This is a genomic window from Nocardia altamirensis NBRC 108246 (genome assembly GCF_001612685.1).
Classification (GTDB): domain Bacteria; phylum Actinomycetota; class Actinomycetes; order Mycobacteriales; family Mycobacteriaceae; genus Nocardia; species Nocardia altamirensis.
Genome location: NZ_BDAY01000021.1, coordinates 25198 through 42110, shown reverse-complemented (window position 1 = coordinate 42110; position 16913 = coordinate 25198). Strand labels below are relative to the sequence as shown.

Sequence of the window (16913 nt, the reverse complement as noted above, 5' to 3'; positions counted from 1 at the left end):
CCGCGTGCGGCCGGAAAACGGCCCCCCAATCTCTACACGCCGATCGTTAATAACGTAATCATCGTAACTCTGTTCGAGTGACCCTGCAAGCAAGTTTCAGTGCGCATATCAGCATTTTGCAATCCTCGGAGATCGGCCTTGCATACCGGATCTCCGAGTTCGCACATGGTGAACACATCGTGAAAAATAGGAACTAATCTCCCGCGATCTGCGTCTGCGGAACGCCACGCTCGGCGGGTGCACCGGCTGAGACAGACGTGGGCTTGCGCTTCGGTTTCGGCCGCGCCAGGTGGCGCATGGCCGGCGATTCCACGAAGCTGTGCAGCGCCCACGCCATCAGGATGTTCAAGACGAACAACGCGAAGATCACGAGTACCGCGATCGGCGCACTGAATGTCACGTCACCCATTTGGTGCCTGACATAGAACAGTGCGACCCCCTGACATATGTAGAAGGCGAACGAAATATCGCCGAGCCAGACGACGAATCTGCTGGACAGGAACCGCGACCTGCCCTCGATGTCCGACACCGCGGCCGACCCGATCAGCAGGGCCAGCGGGATGGCGGTGGCCAGGAAGAACCCGACGACGAACGGGGTGTACATGGCGACCAGGTACCCGGCGAGGCAGCCGAGCAGGCAGGCCCAGATCGGCAGCCGGAGCCAGCGGCCCTCCGCAACGATGCGCGCGACGAAGACGCCGAGGAAGAACTCGAACAGCCGCGCGGGCGGGAACAGATACCCGAACCACAGTTGGAGCACCGGAATGGGAGTCAACTCGGATTTCGCCGAGCCTGGTATCAGATAGACATTCGCCAGTTCGATCAGGCCCATACCGAGGACCATGGCCGCAGCGCCGTACCAGAGATACTTTGCCGGAATCTTGAGTATCAGCGGAACGACGAACGGGAACAATACGTAGAACAGGAACTCACAGGACAGCGTCCAGGACGGCGTATTGACACCGGCGTTGATGTAGTTCTGCGGGAACCATGCGTGTACCAGGAAAAGATTCGGCAGCCACGACTTCCACGGTGTGATCGCCGCGGCGAACAACACCATGCAGACGACCCACAAGGTCAGGTGGTTCGGAAAGATCTTCACGACCCGGCGCCTGATGAACAGCAGCCTGCTCGATCCCGCCCGCCACGACCAGGTCAACACGAATCCACTGAGAATAAAGAAGAAGGAAACTCCGAGGAACCCGAGCTTGCCGACAACGACCGCGCTGTCGTGCGCGAGATCGGGGTCCGCGAAGAAATTGACCGGAAGAAAGGGTGGTATGGGCGAGTTCGGCAACATCGAATGGAATATGAATACCGAGAGTGCCGCGAAGAACCGGAGCCCGGTCAGCGACGGCAGCCGTGGCCGATTGTCTACGTCCACTGCACTACTTCCCCTCTTAGTACAACAAAGTTCGGCTCAGCCGAGGCCGAGCACGAACGGGAATTCTGGTTGTCCACCGAGCAAGAAAGCGCCGGTGGACTGGATCACGGCGTCGTGCGCGATGATGTGCGTCGCCATGGTGTTGATATCGCGCTGCCAGATATCGAGCGGATTCGGCTTGTAGATCGAATCGGTGCCGACCAGCTCACACAGGCGCGCGATGATCCGGCGGGCGGCGCGGAACGCATGCGTTCGAGCGAGCGCGGTGCTGATGCGGGCATCGGGCGACAGGTTCGCGAAGCGCTCCTCGTCTAACGAATCCCACAGCGTGTCAATGGTTTCCACCACCGCACTGCGCGCGACGATGTACTCCATCTCGCATTCGCCGAGGATGTACTGTGCGCGATAGTTGTCCGCCCACTTCTGCCCGGTCGCGGCGATGACCTTGCCCGCGGCGATATCGCGCACATAGTCGAGCGCGGCGCGCGCCATGCCGAGCGGAACACCGGGCATGATGCGGGCCAGTGCTTCCGGCTCGGCTAATTTGCCTGTGCCGCTTTTTCGTTCGCCGAAGTCGAACGAATGATGCTCGGGGACAAAGAGATTCTCGACCGCGTAATCGTTGCTGCCGCTCCCCCGCAGACCCGTGGTGTCCCAGGTGTCGAACACCTCGACCTGATCGCGGCGCATGAAGAAGATCCGGACCACCAGTCTGCCCGCCGGGGTGAAGTCCATGTTGCCGTCGGTGCACACGAAGGCGCCGCCGATGACCAGATCCGCGTGGGTGATCGCACTGCCGAACTTCCAGCGTCCGGTCAGCCGATAGCCGCCAGGCACCCGCTCGGCCCGACCCGCGGGAAAGATGAGTCCCGCGGTGACCAGGTCGAGCGACGGTATGAGTTCCGCGACCGCCTGCTCGTTCAGGTAGCCCGCGTAGATGCCGGTGGCCGCGCCGATCATCGCGCACCAGCCGGTCGCGGTGTCGCCGTAGGACAACGCCTCGACGATCTCCAGCTGCGCCAACGAGGTCAGCCCTGGCCCGCCGTGGTCGGCGCTGAAGCACATGCGGTAGATGCCGAGCGAGCGCAACAGTTCGACGATATCGTCGGGAATGCGCCTGGCCGTGTCGATTTCGCTGCGGCGTTCGGCCAGTTTGGGCGCTACCGATCGGGCAGCGGCCAGCAGTTCAGTGCCCGATAACGTGTCTTTGTTCACCGTCGTGTTCCTAACTCTGTTGCAGCAGTAGGGCGATCGCCGAGGTCGTCTGTTCGGGCCCGAGCGCCGTGTAGCCGCCATCGGCGGCCCATTCCGCGCCGGTCACGAAACTCGCTTTCGGCGAAGCGAGAAAGGCGACAACCTCGCCGATCTCGCCGGCGTCGGCCGCACGGCCGAGCATGTGGAAGCCTGCCGCTACGGCATCGGTGCGTGCCCGATCGCCGCCGGTGATGTCGTGCATCACCCGCGACCAGGTCCAGCCGGGCGACACACTGTTCACCCGCACCCCGTCCGCCGCGTACGCCAGGGCGAGACTGCGGGTGAGTTGGGCGATCCCGGCCTTGCTCACCGGATATTGGAGCCTGCCGTGCTGGGCGACGTGGCCGCTCGGCGAGGTGAAGTTCACGATGGCGCCGCCCGATTCCTTCAAATACGCTCGCGCGCCGTAGCACATCAGCGCGGTGCCGACGATATTCGTATTCAGCACGTCGAGCCACTGGGCGCGCACGTCGGTCGTCTCGTCGTCGCCATAGAGGCAGGCGATATTCACCAAAGCGTCTATCCGACCGGTATTCCCGGCGGCCTGCGCAATAAATTTCTCGATGGATTCATCGTTCCGAATGTCGAGCGGGATGAACACCGCCCGGTCTCCTATTTCGGCCGCCGCGCGCCGGCCGCCGTCCTCGTCGATATCACCGAGGACAATGTCTGCGGAATAGTTCGCGAATACGCGCGCCACTTCGGTGCCGATAATCGTTGCGGCGCCGGTGATCAGAACCGTCTTACCTTCGAACAACTAGTGCCTCCCCTCACTGGGGCAACTCGAGCCTAGGTTCGAAGTATGTTCGGTCGGACCAGCCTCTGACCAGCGCGATCCACGACAGGGAGGTACAACTTTCCGCCAGCACGGTTGACCGGATTCGCGATGTTGTGCCGAGTGTCACAGGGAACTCGCCGCGGTCAGAGTCGCACGTTATCGTTGTACCCGGGGAGTCGGGAGTCTAACCGGGAATCTGCGACGGACGGGTCTACTCGGTCGGCTCCGACGGAGGACACGGGCGGCCACAAGCATGCCCTTTTCGAACGGAGCGAACGTTGCCGAGTAACCAAATCGTCTTCCTGCTACTGGATCTGGTGCTCATCGCAGCCGCAGCGCGCGTGTTGGGCCGAGTCGCGGAGCGCCTCGGTCAACCTGCGGTGATCGGAGAAATCGCGGCCGGAATTATCGCCGGGCCCACAATTCTGGGGGCACACCTCTCCGGAATGGTCTTTCCACAAGACATCCGGTCCTACCTGAGCGCGTTCGCGAATGTCGGCGTGATGATCTTCATGTTCCTGGCCGGGCTGGAGATCGACCGCGGCTCGTTCAACGGCAACCGCCGCGTGATCGGCGCGGTGTCACTGTCCGCCTACGTCGTCCCGTTCGTCCTCGGCTGCATCGTCGCGGTCGCCGTGCTGTCCAGGCACGAACGCGACAACCAGTTGAGCTTCGCCCTTTTCATCGGCTGCGCGCTCGCGGTCACCGCGTTCCCGGTGCTGGCCCGCATCCTGCACGATCGCGGCCTGATGGGCAGCAGGATCGGGCAGCTCAGCTTGGCCAGCGCGGCCATCGACGATATTTTGGCGTGGACCGTGCTCGCCATCGTCATCGGCGTCGCGCGGCCAGGCGCAAACGAGCAGTGGCGACTGCTGCTGTTCGTGCCGCTGGTCGCGGCCATGTGGTGGATCGCGCGGCCGCTGCTCGCCCGCATCGGGCGGTCGACGGCGCCGACCACCGTCAATACGATGATCTTCCTTGCGGTTTCGGGCGCGCTGCTGTGGGGCGCGGCCACCGAGTGGATCGGCCTGCACCTGATCTTCGGCGCCTTCCTGTTCGGCGTCATCTTCCCGCGCGGCCACCGTCCCGCCGTGGAAACCGGTGCGCAACTGTTGAGTTCGGTCTTCCTGCCCGCCTTCTTCGTGATCGCGGGACTGCAGGTCGACCTCAGCTCGATCGACCGCGCAGGCATCGGCGAGATGCTCGCGATCCTGCTTGCCGCGCTGCTCGGCAAGCTCGGCGGCACCTATCTGGCCGCGCGCGCCACCGGTATCGAGCGCAAGGAAGCGGGGGCGCTGGCCAGCCTCATGAACACCAGGGGGCTGACCGAACTGATCATCCTCAACGTCGGTTTGTCGATCGGGCTCATCGGCGGGCAGCTGTATTCGATGCTCGTGGTGATGGCACTGGTGACCACCGCGATGACCTCGCCGATGCTGAAGTTGTTCGGGGTGACCTCGCAGGAGCGCCAGTTCCTCGTGCAAGCCGCCGAGCCGACCAAGGTCGTCGCGTCATGAGTCGCGGTCCACTGGAAACCCTGCGGGCGCAACAGACTACGACCAGGCTGCCGATTCCCGCCGCCTTCGTCGACGTCGACGAAACCCTGGTCCGCGACATCACCTTCCTGTCCCTGTTCGCCTTCGACGCCGAGCGCTTTCCCGAGGTCGACGGTCCGGGAACGATCCGCGAGTTCTTCGCGCTGCGGGCACAAGGCATGAGCCGCAGCGATTCTCACCGGTGGTTCTACCGATTGTGGGCGGGTCGCGAGGTGGCCGAGGTGCATCGCGTCGGCCGCGCCTGGTGCACCGCACGCATCGCCACTGCGGGTTTCTTCAATCCCGCTGTGCGCCAACGCATCCAGCAGCTCGCCAGTTCCGGGACCCGGATCGTGCTCGTCTCCGGCTCGTTCGACGCCGCGCTGCGCCCCCTCGCCACCCTGCTCCGCACTGACGCCGTGCTGTGCACTGTGCTGGAAGTCCACAACGGTTTCTACACAGGCGAAGTCGTCGAGACGATGGTCGGCGCCGACAAGTCCGCTGCATTACGCCGCTACGCCGCACAGACCGGTATCGACCTGTCGGCCTGCGCGGCCTTCGGTGACCACCACTCCGACATCGCCATGTTCGACCTCGTCGGCCACCCGGTCATCGTCGGCAACGCCGACCGCGCACTCGACGACTACCCCGCGGACCGACTGCCGGGCTGAGCGGACCCCTTCGGCGTGGCCGATCAGCATCCAGCCTGGTAGGGCCTAGTCTGCGGGGATGCCCAACCTGCGGGGACAGCATGAGCGACGACGCACGCGCGCCGAGTGGTTGACCATGGTCCGCACCTCGCCGTACTTCCCCGCGACCGTGCTCGTGCTGCTCGTCGCGGCGGCGGCGGGCCTGTTCGCCGGCTCCTACACCTACGCGTTGGCGAATCCGACGCCACGGCAGCTCCCGATCGCCGTGGTCGGGCCACCGCACGCGCCGCCGGTCTCGGAATTCCTGGCCCGGCTGTCCCCCACGCTCGACGATTCGCCTGCCGTGCACGAGTACGACACCGCGGCGGCGGCCCGCGCCGCCGTCGAGGAGCAGCAGGTCTTCGCCATCGTCACGGCGCACCCGCCTGGCGTGCGACTCGAGATCGCCAGCGCGTCCGGCCAATCCGTCGCGCAACTGCTCACCGAGGCCGCAACCACGGTGAGCCGAGCGGCGAACATCCCGGTGGCGGTCGTCGACATCGTGCCGTTGCAACGCGGCGACCCGCACGGGCTGGCGATCTTCTACATCTCGCTGGCCGCGGTGGTCATCGGCTTCATCGGCGCGACCCAGCTCAGCGTGCACGCTGCCGCGCTCAATCCCGCCGAGCGGATCGGATTCACCCTCGCGTACTCGGCGTGTGGCGGCCTTGCCATCGCCGCCATGGTGGATTGGGTGCTCGGCGCGGTCCGGCTGCCGTTCGCGGAATCCTGGTTCATCCTGTCGCTGACGATGTTCACCTCCGGAATGGTGTTCACCATGTTCAACACCATGGTCGGGCGGTGGGCGATCCTGCCGACCTGGGGCCTGATGGTGCTGCTCGGCAATCCGTCCTCGGGCGGGGCGGTGTCGTGGCCGCTGCTGCCGTCGCTGCTCGGCCACATCGGGCGCTGGCTGCCGCCGGGCGCGTCGGTGAATGCCCAGCACACCGCGGTGTACTTCGGTGCGCACCAACACCTTTTCCCGTTCCTTGTGCTCGCGGGCTGGGCGCTGATCAGCTGCGCGGTGTTCTGGATCTGGCGGGAACGCCATCCCGGCGGGCGGGCACTCGACAGCGCGCACACCGCAGGAAAATAGTCGGCGACCCGGACAGCAGGGACCGGAATTTCCGTGTGGCACACTCGACGTCACTATGAACGTCCTGACCACCGGTGCTCCTGGACGGCTTCCGCGGGGTCCGCACCGCTTGAGCCGCGACGAGGTGACCACCTCGCAGCGCGAGCGGCTGTGCATCGCCGCGCTGGAGGCGATCGCCGAGCTCGGGTACGGCCCGACGACGCTCGCCGACATCGTCGGCCGCGCCAAGGTGGCCAGGCGCACGTTCTACACCCTGTTCGACAGTAAGGAAGAGTGCTTCACCGCCGCCTTCGATCTCGCGGTCGAGGTGGTGGCGCGCGAACTGGATCGCGTCGTCGCCGAGTCCGGCGCACGCGCGTTCTGCGATCTGGTGCGCACGACGCTGATCGCGTACCTGGACTTCTTGGTGGCCGAGCCCGCCGCAGCCCGCGCGCTGCACATCGAAACCCTGGCCGCCGGACCGGGTCTCATCGCACACCGGGCCAAGATGCACCGGCTGTTCGCCTACCGCATGCTCGCCGCGGCCCGCATCGGCGTGCGCAACGGCGAGCTCGCGGCCGTGCCCGACCTGCGCCTGGTCGACGTACTGATCGGCGGCATCGACGACCGGGTGCGGGCCGTGCTGATCGAGTCAGGTCCGCAGGCGCTGCCCGAGCTGGCGGACCCGCTCAACCGAGCGGCCCTGGCACTGCTGGGATCCGGCGCCTGACCGCTCACCACCCGGTGCCCGCGGCGACCGGAATGTTCACCCAGCTCGGCTGATTCGGGTCGAGCTGCAGATGCTGCGGCTTGAGTTCGCTCTCGTTCAACAACGGGCGCAACGGAATACTGCTCGGGAAGTTGCCCGCAAACACGTCGATGCGCAGCCGATGACCGGGTTGCAGCACGCCGTCGGTGGCGAACAGGCCGATATCGATGACGGTCGGCTGCCCCGGCACGATCGGCTGCCTGGTCTCCAGCGTCAGCGGTGGGTACGGGTCGGTGTAATCACCATTCGGCGAGCGCGTCGACTTGGCCTCGTTCACCGCGCGCAGCGACGCGGTGCGCTGCCCGGTGCTCCATACCGTCGAACGACCATCCGGCGCAACGTCGTTCACGGTCACCGTCCAGTAGCCGTCGGTGGCGTCGAGCACCGTGTTGAGGTGGACGGCGATCGGCCCTGACACTTGAGTCGGCCGGTCGACCGGCGCACTGGTGAAGGTCAGCGCGTTCATCTCGCTGATGCGCGCGTCCTTCGCACAGGCATCGAACGCGGACAGGATGCCTGCGGTGCCCTGCGCCGCGTCGCGGGAGCACAAGGTGGACAGGCCGGGCGCCACCGTCACGCGTGCAGGCCCACCAGGCGTGGTGACGAGGCTGCCGTCGTATGCGCTGCCCGGCGCGGTTCCCGACGATGCCGCGTCGAAATACATACGGCGGTAATCCATTCCGGGGCGCGGGAAGGACGGGGCGGTGGTCCAGCCGCCGCCCTGCTGCCACAGGTGCACCTGCTCGTAGCCGTCGATGCCGTTGTCGATGTCCTTGAGCCACTTGTCGAACCAGGCCCGTTGCAGCACGTCCAGTGCCGGCGGCGCACCGGGAACGCCGAGGCCGGAGCCGGTGCTGACGTGGTAGGTGTCGCCCATCACCAGCTTCTTCTGGCTCGCAGGCACATTCACCGCGTTGTAGACCCGCGGCGAGGAGTAGGTGAAGATGTCGTGCCAGCCGCCGTAGATGAAGGTCGGCACCTCGATCCGCTCCGGATTGCCGATGAACGCGGTGCGCACCGGGCTTTGTTCGTCGAGGAGGGTCCGCATCTCCGGCTTGATCTGTTCGATGCTCGGCGTCGCCAAGGCCTCGATGACGAGATTGAAGAAGGTGAACGGATCGCGCACCCGGTCGGCGAGCCAGACCCAGTCGAACTTGCCGTTCAGGATGGACATCAGGTCAGGCAGCAGCTTGGTGGCGTTCACCGCGAGCAGCCACTCGGGGATGAACCCGATGCCGAGCGCGCCGCCGGGCGCGGCGACATCGCGGATCAGGTCGCTGCCAGGCACGATCGGGAAGATCGCGCGCAGCGCGGCTGGCCTGCGTTCGGCGGTCTGCAGCTGGTTGATCGCGGAGTAGGAGATGCCACTCATCCCGATCTTGCCGTTGGACCACGGCTGTGCGGCAGCCCAATCCACCACTTCCGCACCGTCCTGCTGCTCTCGATCGCCGAACACCTGCCAGGTGCCCTGCGAGAAGCCGGTGCCGCGCACATCGACGACCACCTGGGTGTAGCCGCTCTGCACCAGGTTGCGATCGACGGCGAAAGTCCTTGCCGCGCCGCCGGGTAGCGCGTGCATCAGGTCGCTGATGCCGCCCATGCCGAAGGCGGACAGGTCGATGCTGCTCAGTATCCGCATCAGCGGCTCGGCGAGGCCGGGCACCGCCATGGTCGAATCTGCGATGTTGCCAATGAGTTTCGTGTAGGGCGTGAGATTGACGATCGTCGGCATCGGCGCGGCAACCGGTTGCCCGGTGGCGTCGGCGGGCCGGTACACGTTGCCCTTCAGCACGGTGCCGTCGCTCATCGTGATCGGCACGTCCCAGTCGATGAAGACCCGCGGAAACTGCTGTTGGCCTTGATGAGTCGCGATGAGCTGAGCGTCGAGCGGATCGGCGGCGGCGGTCTGCCCCGACGCCACGAGCACGCCCGAGAACAGCGCGAACGCGGTCGCGGCGGCAGCAAGAGCCCGAATCGGACGTCGGCGTCTGAGCATTCTTCGCGCACCCTCCCACAGTGGGGAACTGCCTCGTTCCCCTTAACGAGGCGTTACAGTAACGCGCGTCACGCTTAATGCACAACAGTGACCGCCGCCACAGTTACTCGGGAGTACGCCCGCGGGTGTGCGCGATTCAGTTGGCAGGGAAGTGGTTTGCGAGGAATGTGCCGAAGACGTGCTTGGACATCTGGGTGCCCCAATCGCCCCAGGTGAAATCGTAGATGTGTTCGCCGTAAGGCACGGCGAGCAGCTGACCTTCGACACCGACTCGGCGCAGCCGCTCCATCAGCTCGACCGAACCCCGGTACGGCGCAACATGATCGCGGGTGCCGTGCATGACCAGCGTCGGCGGCACGTTGGGGCGGATGTAGGTGACCGGGGACGCCGCCTTGTATCGGTCGGGCACCTGATCGGGGGTGCCGCCGGTGTAATCCGAAAGGAAGGTGCGCATTCGGCCGGGCAGCCCGGAATCACGCCACGCCTCCGCCAGATCGGGCATCGGATAGAACGCCGCGACCGCCTTGACCCTGGTGTCGTCGACCGCGCAGCTCGGCAGCACGCGATCGTCGGCATAGGCGCCCATCAGCGCGAGGTTGCCGCCCGCCGAGCCGCCCGCGATCATCACCCGCGCCGGGTCGACGCCGTACTTCGCCGCCTGCTGCTTGACCCAGCCGACGGCACACTTCACATCGGCGGGCGCCTGATCCCAGCGCGGTGGCGGCGTCATCCGGTAGTCGATCGCGAAGACGGCATAGCCCTTGTCGGTCAACCACTTATGCCACAGCGGCGCCTCGCCGCGGTCGCCGTTGGCCCAGCCGCCGCCGTGCACCCAGACCACTGCGGGCCGTGGGCGATCCGATGCCGCCGCGGGCAGCTTCACATCCAGCAGCAGATCCTGACCGTCGATGGTGTTGTACGCGGTGCTCAGCGCTTCGACGGGCGCGCCGACGTTCCGCTCTCCGGCGAAATAGTCACGGAACGACAGCTTGGCATCGTTGCGGATCGCCGTCCCCCACGACGCGGCCAGCGGCAGACCGGCAGTGAGCACGCCGAGCAGGCACACCAGCCCCGCGACCGCCGCCGTCCGGCGCACCCGGACACGTCCCTTCGGCGCGAACGCGATCAGCGCCAACACGAATCCGCTGAGCCCAACGGGGACCAGGTACAGCCCGAAGTCGCTCACCACGTGCGTCAACACCACGAACGGCGCGGGCACCCGCACCACCATGATCACGTAAATGAACAGCGCCATCACCGCGGCGAGCACCGCCGCCGCAGCCGCACACAGCCACCGAATGACCATGTACCCCATTAACCCACGATCACCCCCGCGCGAGCCGATGGCACGCCGACCGAACACGGCAGGTCAGGGCCAGTGGCTGAAGGACCTACGCTGCATGGATCGACACCAACCTCTCCCGCGGCGTATTCCTGCGCGGCGCCTTCGGCATCGGCGCGACAACCCTGGCATTCGGCGGTACCGCGCACCGCGGCATCGCCCGTGCTGAGCCGTCGCCGCTAACATCCAGCCGCGCTGCGGCGGGCGTGGATTGGGGCGGCTTGGAGCAGCGACTGCGCCGCCCGGTCAGCCTCGCGAGCGACCCGGATTACGCGAAGGCGAAGCAGCTCTTCAACACCCGATTCGACAGCGCGGCGCCGACGGCCGTCGTACGGGTCACCTCGGCGGCGGATGTCGCGACCGCGGTCGCGTTCGCCGCCGAGCACGACGTCGTGCTGGCGGCACGCGCGGGCGGTCACTCCTACGTGGGCGCCTCGGCGGCCAGCGGCGCGATGATCATCGATCTGCGCGGGTTGACGGGACTGACCTACCGCGACGGCATGGCGGTGGTGGCGCCGGGGATGACGCTGCAGCAGGTGTACCGCGAGCTCGACAAGCACGGGCAGACCATTCCTGCGGGTATGTGCCCGATGGTCGGCGTCGCCGGGCTCACCCTCGGCGGCGGTCTCGGGTTCGAGGCCCGCAGATACGGCCTGACCTGCGACCGGCTGGTCGCGGCGACGATGGTGCTGCCGGACGGCACGACGACCGAGGTGTCGCCGACCTACCGGCCCGATCTGTTCTGGGCCGTTCGCGGCGGCGGCGCCCACCTCGGTGTCGTCACCTCGCTCACCTACCACACCTGCCCGGCAACGCCGAAAGACGTTGTGGAACTGACCTTTCCCGGCGACCAGGCGGCTCAGGTGATCGCCGGATGGGCGAACTGGCTGCGCACCGCGGGCCGCGACCAGTGGGCCGATGTCAGCGTCGACGCCGACGGGCGCGGCGGGCTGACCTGCTGGCTCCAGCTGGTCAGCCCCGCCAGGGACGGCGTGCGCGCGGCCGTCGAGCTGATGACCAACACGGCGAAACCACTGAACGTCGAATATCGGTCCCTCAGCCACTTGGACGCAGTCACCCATCTTGCAAGCGGCACCCCACCGCGCGCCACGTTCACCTGTGGTTCCGATGTCATCACCGAACTCACGGCGGACACCATCGCCGCGATCGTGGAGGCGGTCACCAAGCATTCGCGCGCGGGCGGCACCGGATGGGTCCAGATCAACGCGCTCGACGGTGCCATCCGCGACACCGGCCCGACCGAGACCGCCTTCCCGTGGCGCGCGCATGCCGCCCTCGTGGAATGGGGCAACTACCAACCGATTCCGCACGAGCGAGCCGCCGAGTGGATCGCCGAAGCACACAGTCTGGTCGCGCCCGCCTCGGCGGGGGCCTATATCAACTACCTCGAATCCGGTGACCCGCTCGAGCGCTACTACGCCCACAACTACGCGCAATTCGCCGAGATCCGGCGTGTGGTGGATCCGGCGAACCGCATCCACACGGTGCTCACGCCTTGACGAGGATGGTGCGCACGTAGAGCAGCTGGAAGCCGAGGCGTTGCACGTTCTGCTGCGACTTCGAGCCGGGCAGCACGGTGACGGTCGCGAGGTCGCAGCCCGCCGCCGCGGCCGTGGCGAGCCGATGCGCCAGCAAGGAGGCTTGAATGCCGCGGCGGCGGAACGCCGGTAGCGTCGACGCGCCGCAGAGTTGGGCGATGCCATCGTGCAGGCGCAGGCTGGCCGAGCCCGCCGCAACACCGTCTACCTGTGCGATCAATCGGCTGAAGCCGGTGGTCGCGGCGAGATCGCCCATCGCGTGCTCGAGTGATTCGCGCGGGAATTCCTCACTGGACGGCACGCCCTGGGTGTCCGGAGTGGCGAAGCCGTCGACGCAGACCTGCAACCAGGTGTCGAATTGTGCGGGCGTCGCAGGCGCGATCTCGACACCATGCGCCGAGTTCGCCTGCCTGCCCGGCGCCAGCCGCAGGCCGAGCACGTTCTCGAAACCGACGAGCACATAGCCGCGGCGGGTGAGGCGTTCGACCACGGCCGGGTCGGCGAGGGTGGACACCTCGAACTGCACCGGGGTGTCGCGGTCCGCGAACTCCTGCTCCACCGCGGCCAGTTCCTGGTCGCTGAATTCGCCGTCCATGCCGACGCCGACGACCTTGTCGAACGGCGAGCCAGGGCCTGCCCACACCGCGAGCCCGCTGCCGAGCGGCTGAGTGAGGACCCGCAGCTGCGGGTCCCGCGCGGCGGCCGCGCGCGCACCCTGCTCGATCAGCGATCTTTCGGCACGCTCGACCCGCGCCGAAAGCTCGGTCCCAGCAAAAAGATTCGGTTCAGTCGGCATGGGTGCATTCCTACCAGGGGCAGAACCACTGCGGCGACAACATTTCCGGACGCCGCGGCACCCCCTGCGGGCCACGATTGTTCGACGCCGGAAAATTCGTGGTTCAACGGTGGCAAACTGGGTACTCGGAATCGCCGTCGAATGACCGCCGCCCGCACCGTGACGTCGATGCCAAAATGACTCCTTCTTCATGTAGCGACACCGGCGCCGAACGGCAAAGATGTTGGTGTTCTACACGATTCATCCCACGAGGAGCCCCTTCAGTGTCCCAAACCAATCTCGACCTCGTCACCCAGGTGTACCAGGCATTCGGTGAACTCGATTTCACAGTTATCGAGCGACTCTTCGATCCGGATATCGAGATAAAACAGGCCGAGCAATTGCCGTGGGGTGGTCGACATGTCGGATACGAGGGCGCTGCCACCTACTTCACCACGATGCTCGCCCATGTCGAACCCAACACCATCCCGGACAACATCTTCGCCGCGGGCGACGACGTCGTCATGATGGGCCGCGGCGTCGGCAAGACCAAGGACGGTGTCGCCTTCGACGTCGCGCAGATCCACATCTGGCACCTGCGTGACGGCCGCGTCGCCGGCTTCGACAACTACCTCGACACCCCCGCCATGCTCGCCGCGCTCGGCGCATCCCAGTAAATAGATCGCTACCCCTGATCGACACTTTGGGCCGGGACTTACCAGTCCCGGCCCAAGGCTTTTTCCAAGCTGTGGTTAGGCGGTCAGCTGGTCCGAGTACTGGTGGAAGTGCAGATGCTCGGCACAATCGAGGAGCAGGCCGATGGAATTCGCGGAGAGATCCTGTGCGGTGTTGAGCAGGGTACGCAGCGCGGGCTCGGTCAGTCGGGCAATGATCTTGGTGTCGGCGGGATGTGCGGCGGTAGCGAGGTGGGAGGCGGCGGATGCGTTGTCGGGCATGGTGTTTCCTTCCTAGCGAGGATCGCGCAGCCACGCATCGATCGAGCGATGACGCGATCCCTTTCAGAACCGGGCCGATCGGGGGTGGCTCGGCCGGGCTGAACACGTACCCGGCGAACCGTATGTGCAATCGGACAACCGGCGCGTCGCCGTAAGGTCTGATTTCCGCACCGCCAACTGGCTGCTTCAACCATGGCTGTGTAGCCGGACGGTAACTACAGTATTGTTCCCAGGCATGATTCGAGTCATCGTGATCGACGACGAGGCGCTCGTCCGGTCCGGATTCGAGCTGATTCTCGGACAGGATGCCGATATCGACGTGGTCGCCACCGCTGACGGCGTCACGGCATTGGCACAAATCGACCGCCACCACCCCGATGTCGTCCTGCTCGACATTCGCATGCCCCACGTCGACGGCCTCACCATTTTGCGTGAGGTGCTGACGCGCGCGAATCCGCCCGTGGTCGCCATGCTGACGACGTTCGACGCCGACGAATACGTCCTGCAGGCGCTCACGCTCGGCGCCGCCGGATTCCTGCTCAAGGACACCAATCCCCGCCAACTCGTGACGCTGGTGAAAAGCCTGGCCGCGGGCGGCGTTGTGCTGTCGCCGACGCTGACCCGATCGGTGATCCGCGGGTTCTCGGCCGCCGAGGCGGTCTCCTCGGCCGTCGCCGCGGTCGCCAAACTGTCCGAACGCGAGCAGACAGTGCTGCGGCACGTCGCCGCCGGGCGTTCCAACCGCGAGATCGCCGGGCTGATCCGGCACAGCACCGGGACGGTCAAGGACGATATGAGCGCGATCCTGGCCAAGCTCGGCGTCGGCACCAGAGTCGAGGCGGCACTGATCGCGCAACAGGCCGGGCTGGTCGACGGACCACAGACATGACAACACCGTGGTATCGGGTGCTGCTGTATCTCCTACCGATACCACTGTCCGTGCTGGATGTCTGGCTGGTGCCGCAGATGCCGACCTCGCTGCCCGAGCATCTGTCGGCCGCATTCGGTGTGGTTGCGCTGCTCTGGCGGCGGCGGTTTCCGGTGCTGACGTTCCTGTGCACCATCCCGGCCGCGTGGCATTCGCTGCTCATCCCCTCGGTCGCGATCTACACCGTCGGCAGGCACAGCAAGCGCAGCCTGACCGTCGTCGTCTGCACGATCATCCTGGCGGTCGTCTTCATCGTCGTGCGGTATTCCGTTGCCTGGGAACATATTCCGCTCGACATGTTCACCGTCATCATCATCACCCGGGTCCTCTCCGCGATCGCGCCTGCGGTGCTCGGCAGGCTGCTCCGCTCCCGAGTCGCGTTGCAGGACAAGATCGCCGAGCTGACCGCGGCGCGCGAAGAAGGCGACGCCCTTCGCATCCAATCCGCACTCGCCCGCGACCGCGCCGAGCTCGCGTCCGAGATGCACGACGTGGTGTCGCATCAGGTCAGCATGATCGCCATCCAGGCAGGCGCGCTCGAGGTGAGCAGTCCCGACCCGAAAACCGTTGGCGTTGCGGAAACGATCAGAGAGCTCAGCGCCAAAACCCTGGACGAACTACGGCATATGGTGACCGTGCTGCGCGCCTCCGGAACCAACGGCGGCGCGCTCACCCCGCAACCCACCGTCGCGGATCTGCCGAAACTGTTGCACGACAGCGGCATCGACGTCACGCTGATCGGCGCCATGCCCGACGATCTCGGTGCGGCCACCCAGCGGGCGATCTACCGCACCGTGCAGGAAGCACTCACCAACGTCCGCAAGCACGCGCCGGGCGCCGCAGTGACCGTGACGCTCACGGCCGACACGACCGAGGTCACGGTGATCGTGCGCAACACCGCGGGTCAGCACACCCCGATGACGCTGCCGAGCGCCGGGCACGGGCTGCGTGGGCTGACCGAGCGCGCCGAACTGCTCGACGGGACGCTGCGCACCCACCACGAGGCGGATGGTGGCTTCCGACTGGAACTCCGGATACCTCGCTCCGCCGATGCGCGGCCGTGATCAGCAGACGCCGGCCAAGTCGACGGCTTCGGACAGAGGTCGAAAGTGCGCTCCTGAACGAGGCTTTGGTGATCCATGGAAAAAATTCGCCAGGACGACCATGCACTGCTAACTTGCGGCCGTGGACCTCTTCTCACGCTCATGGACAGCGTTGCGCACCGCGGTCGCCGAACTCCCCGATCACGACTTCGCCATGCCATCCGGCTGCACCGGCTGGCTCGTCCGGGACCTGGTGTGCCACCTGATCATCGACGCCCAAGACGTCCTGATCACCCTCGTCACGCCCGCAGATTCGGCGCCGACCCGCAACGCCGTGACCTACTGGAACATCTCCGACACTCCGCCCACCGGCGACGATCCGCTCGACGCGCTGATCGTCCGGCTCGCCGCCGCCTACCAGGAACCGGGCCTGCTGAAGTTCCATCTCGACGACGTCGGCTCGGCTGCGGGCCGCGCCGCCACCCTCGTCGACCCGACCATCCTCGTCAGCACCTGCGACCAAGTCCTCACCGCAGGCGATTACCTCTCCGCCTACGTCCTCGAATGGACACTGCACCACCTCGACCTCATCGCCCATCTCCCCGAACTCGCCGACCCACCCGCCGAATCCCTGGCCCGCTCCCGCGAAATGCTCGACCAGATCGCCGGAACCCCTTTCCCCGCAACAATGTCCGACAAAGACGCCCTCCTCGTCGGCACCGGCCGCCGTATTCCCACCGACGCCGAAAAACTCGCCATGGCCGACCTCCCCATCACCCTTCCCCTGATCCTCGGCTGACCACACCGTTCGAACCACCCCGCAACGCACG

Annotated in this window: 16 protein-coding genes; 9 read left to right on the top strand and 7 right to left on the bottom strand. The window is 66.2% G+C overall.

The features are described from left to right. Nucleotides 1-193: 193 nt before the first annotated feature. From NA11_RS13925 to NA11_RS13915, 3 genes are read right to left on the bottom strand one after another with little or no spacing between them, the layout of a single operon-like run. A complete protein-coding gene (locus tag NA11_RS13925) occupies nt 194-1384 on the bottom strand; it encodes an acyltransferase family protein (protein WP_069162288.1) in 1191 nt (396 codons plus the stop codon). 36 nt (nt 1385-1420) lie between these two features. After that, the gene (locus NA11_RS13920) at nt 1421-2599 is read right to left on the bottom strand and encodes an acyl-CoA dehydrogenase family protein (RefSeq protein ID WP_069162287.1); all 1179 of its coding nucleotides are present in this window, start codon (nt 2597-2599) and stop codon (nt 1421-1423) included. Between the two features lie 10 nt (nt 2600-2609). After that, nucleotides 2610-3395 carry an SDR family oxidoreductase gene (locus NA11_RS13915; protein ID WP_069162286.1) on the bottom strand — a complete coding sequence of 262 codons (786 nt, stop codon included), beginning with the start codon at nt 3393-3395 and terminating at the stop codon, nt 2610-2612. 299 nt (nt 3396-3694) lie between these two features. Here NA11_RS13915 and NA11_RS13910 point away from each other — a divergent pair, with 299 nt between their 5' ends. Genes NA11_RS13910 through NA11_RS13895 form a run of 4 tightly spaced genes read left to right on the top strand, consistent with a single transcriptional unit; the run spans nt 3695 to nt 7445 of the window. Further along, the gene (locus NA11_RS13910; RefSeq protein ID WP_069162285.1) at nt 3695-4933 is read left to right on the top strand and encodes a cation:proton antiporter; all 1239 of its coding nucleotides are present in this window, start codon (nt 3695-3697) and stop codon (nt 4931-4933) included. Continuing rightward, nucleotides 4930-5622, top strand: coding sequence for an HAD family hydrolase (locus tag NA11_RS13905; RefSeq protein WP_069162284.1), 693 nt, complete (start codon nt 4930-4932; stop codon nt 5620-5622). The genes NA11_RS13910 and NA11_RS13905 overlap by 4 nt, the downstream gene beginning before the upstream one ends. 58 nt (nt 5623-5680) lie before the next feature. Further along, nucleotides 5681-6736 (top strand): ABC-2 transporter permease, encoded by a 1056-nt coding sequence (locus tag NA11_RS13900; RefSeq protein ID WP_069162283.1) that lies wholly within the window; start codon nt 5681-5683, stop codon nt 6734-6736. 55 nt (nt 6737-6791) lie between these two features. Beyond that, nucleotides 6792-7445, top strand: a complete 654-nt coding sequence (locus tag NA11_RS13895; protein WP_069162282.1) for a TetR/AcrR family transcriptional regulator — start codon at nt 6792-6794, stop codon at nt 7443-7445. Between the two features lie 4 nt (nt 7446-7449). On the opposite strand, the gene NA11_RS13890 is transcribed toward NA11_RS13895, so the two are convergent. Both NA11_RS13890 and NA11_RS13885 read right to left on the bottom strand, forming a co-directional pair. Next, nucleotides 7450-9480 carry a CocE/NonD family hydrolase gene (locus tag NA11_RS13890; RefSeq protein ID WP_069162281.1) on the bottom strand — a complete coding sequence of 677 codons (2031 nt, stop codon included), beginning with the start codon at nt 9478-9480 and terminating at the stop codon, nt 7450-7452. 136 nt (nt 9481-9616) lie between these two features. Next, entirely contained in the window at nt 9617-10795 is a 1179-nt protein-coding gene (locus NA11_RS13885; protein WP_245745866.1) for an alpha/beta hydrolase, read from the bottom strand. Nucleotides 10796-11043: 248 nt separating this feature from the next. Between NA11_RS13885 and NA11_RS13880 the strand changes: the two genes are divergently transcribed. After that, complete coding sequence (locus NA11_RS13880; protein WP_167837640.1) at nt 11044-12342, top strand: FAD-binding oxidoreductase; 1299 nt, start codon at nt 11044-11046, stop codon at nt 12340-12342. On the opposite strand, the gene NA11_RS13875 is transcribed toward NA11_RS13880, so the two are convergent. Further along, complete coding sequence (locus NA11_RS13875; protein ID WP_069162278.1) at nt 12332-13177, bottom strand: GNAT family N-acetyltransferase; 846 nt, start codon at nt 13175-13177, stop codon at nt 12332-12334. The two genes, NA11_RS13880 and NA11_RS13875, sit on opposite strands and share 11 nt — an antisense overlap. A 263-nt stretch (nt 13178-13440) precedes the next feature. On the opposite strand from NA11_RS13875, the gene NA11_RS13870 reads away from it, so the two are divergent. Then, the gene (locus NA11_RS13870) at nt 13441-13833 is read left to right on the top strand and encodes a nuclear transport factor 2 family protein (protein ID WP_069162277.1); all 393 of its coding nucleotides are present in this window, start codon (nt 13441-13443) and stop codon (nt 13831-13833) included. Nucleotides 13834-13908: 75 nt separating this feature from the next. Here the strand turns inward: NA11_RS13870 and NA11_RS13865 are convergent, their stop codons facing one another. Continuing rightward, nucleotides 13909-14112 carry a hypothetical protein gene (locus NA11_RS13865; protein WP_069162276.1) on the bottom strand — a complete coding sequence of 68 codons (204 nt, stop codon included), beginning with the start codon at nt 14110-14112 and terminating at the stop codon, nt 13909-13911. Nucleotides 14113-14347: 235 nt separating this feature from the next. Here NA11_RS13865 and NA11_RS13860 point away from each other — a divergent pair, with 235 nt between their 5' ends. The 3 genes from NA11_RS13860 to NA11_RS13850 all read left to right on the top strand — a co-directional run bounded on the left by NA11_RS13860 (nt 14348) and on the right by NA11_RS13850 (nt 16882). Continuing rightward, on the top strand, nt 14348-15001 hold the full coding sequence (locus NA11_RS13860; protein WP_069162275.1) for a response regulator: 654 nt from the start codon (nt 14348-14350) through the stop codon (nt 14999-15001). Further along, nucleotides 14998-16104, top strand: a complete 1107-nt coding sequence (locus tag NA11_RS13855; RefSeq protein WP_069162274.1) for a sensor histidine kinase — start codon at nt 14998-15000, stop codon at nt 16102-16104. Before NA11_RS13860 ends, NA11_RS13855 begins: the two co-directional genes overlap by 4 nt. A 121-nt stretch (nt 16105-16225) precedes the next feature. Next, entirely contained in the window at nt 16226-16882 is a 657-nt protein-coding gene (locus NA11_RS13850; RefSeq protein WP_069162273.1) for a maleylpyruvate isomerase N-terminal domain-containing protein, read from the top strand. The last annotated feature ends 31 nt before the right edge of the window (nt 16883-16913 follow it).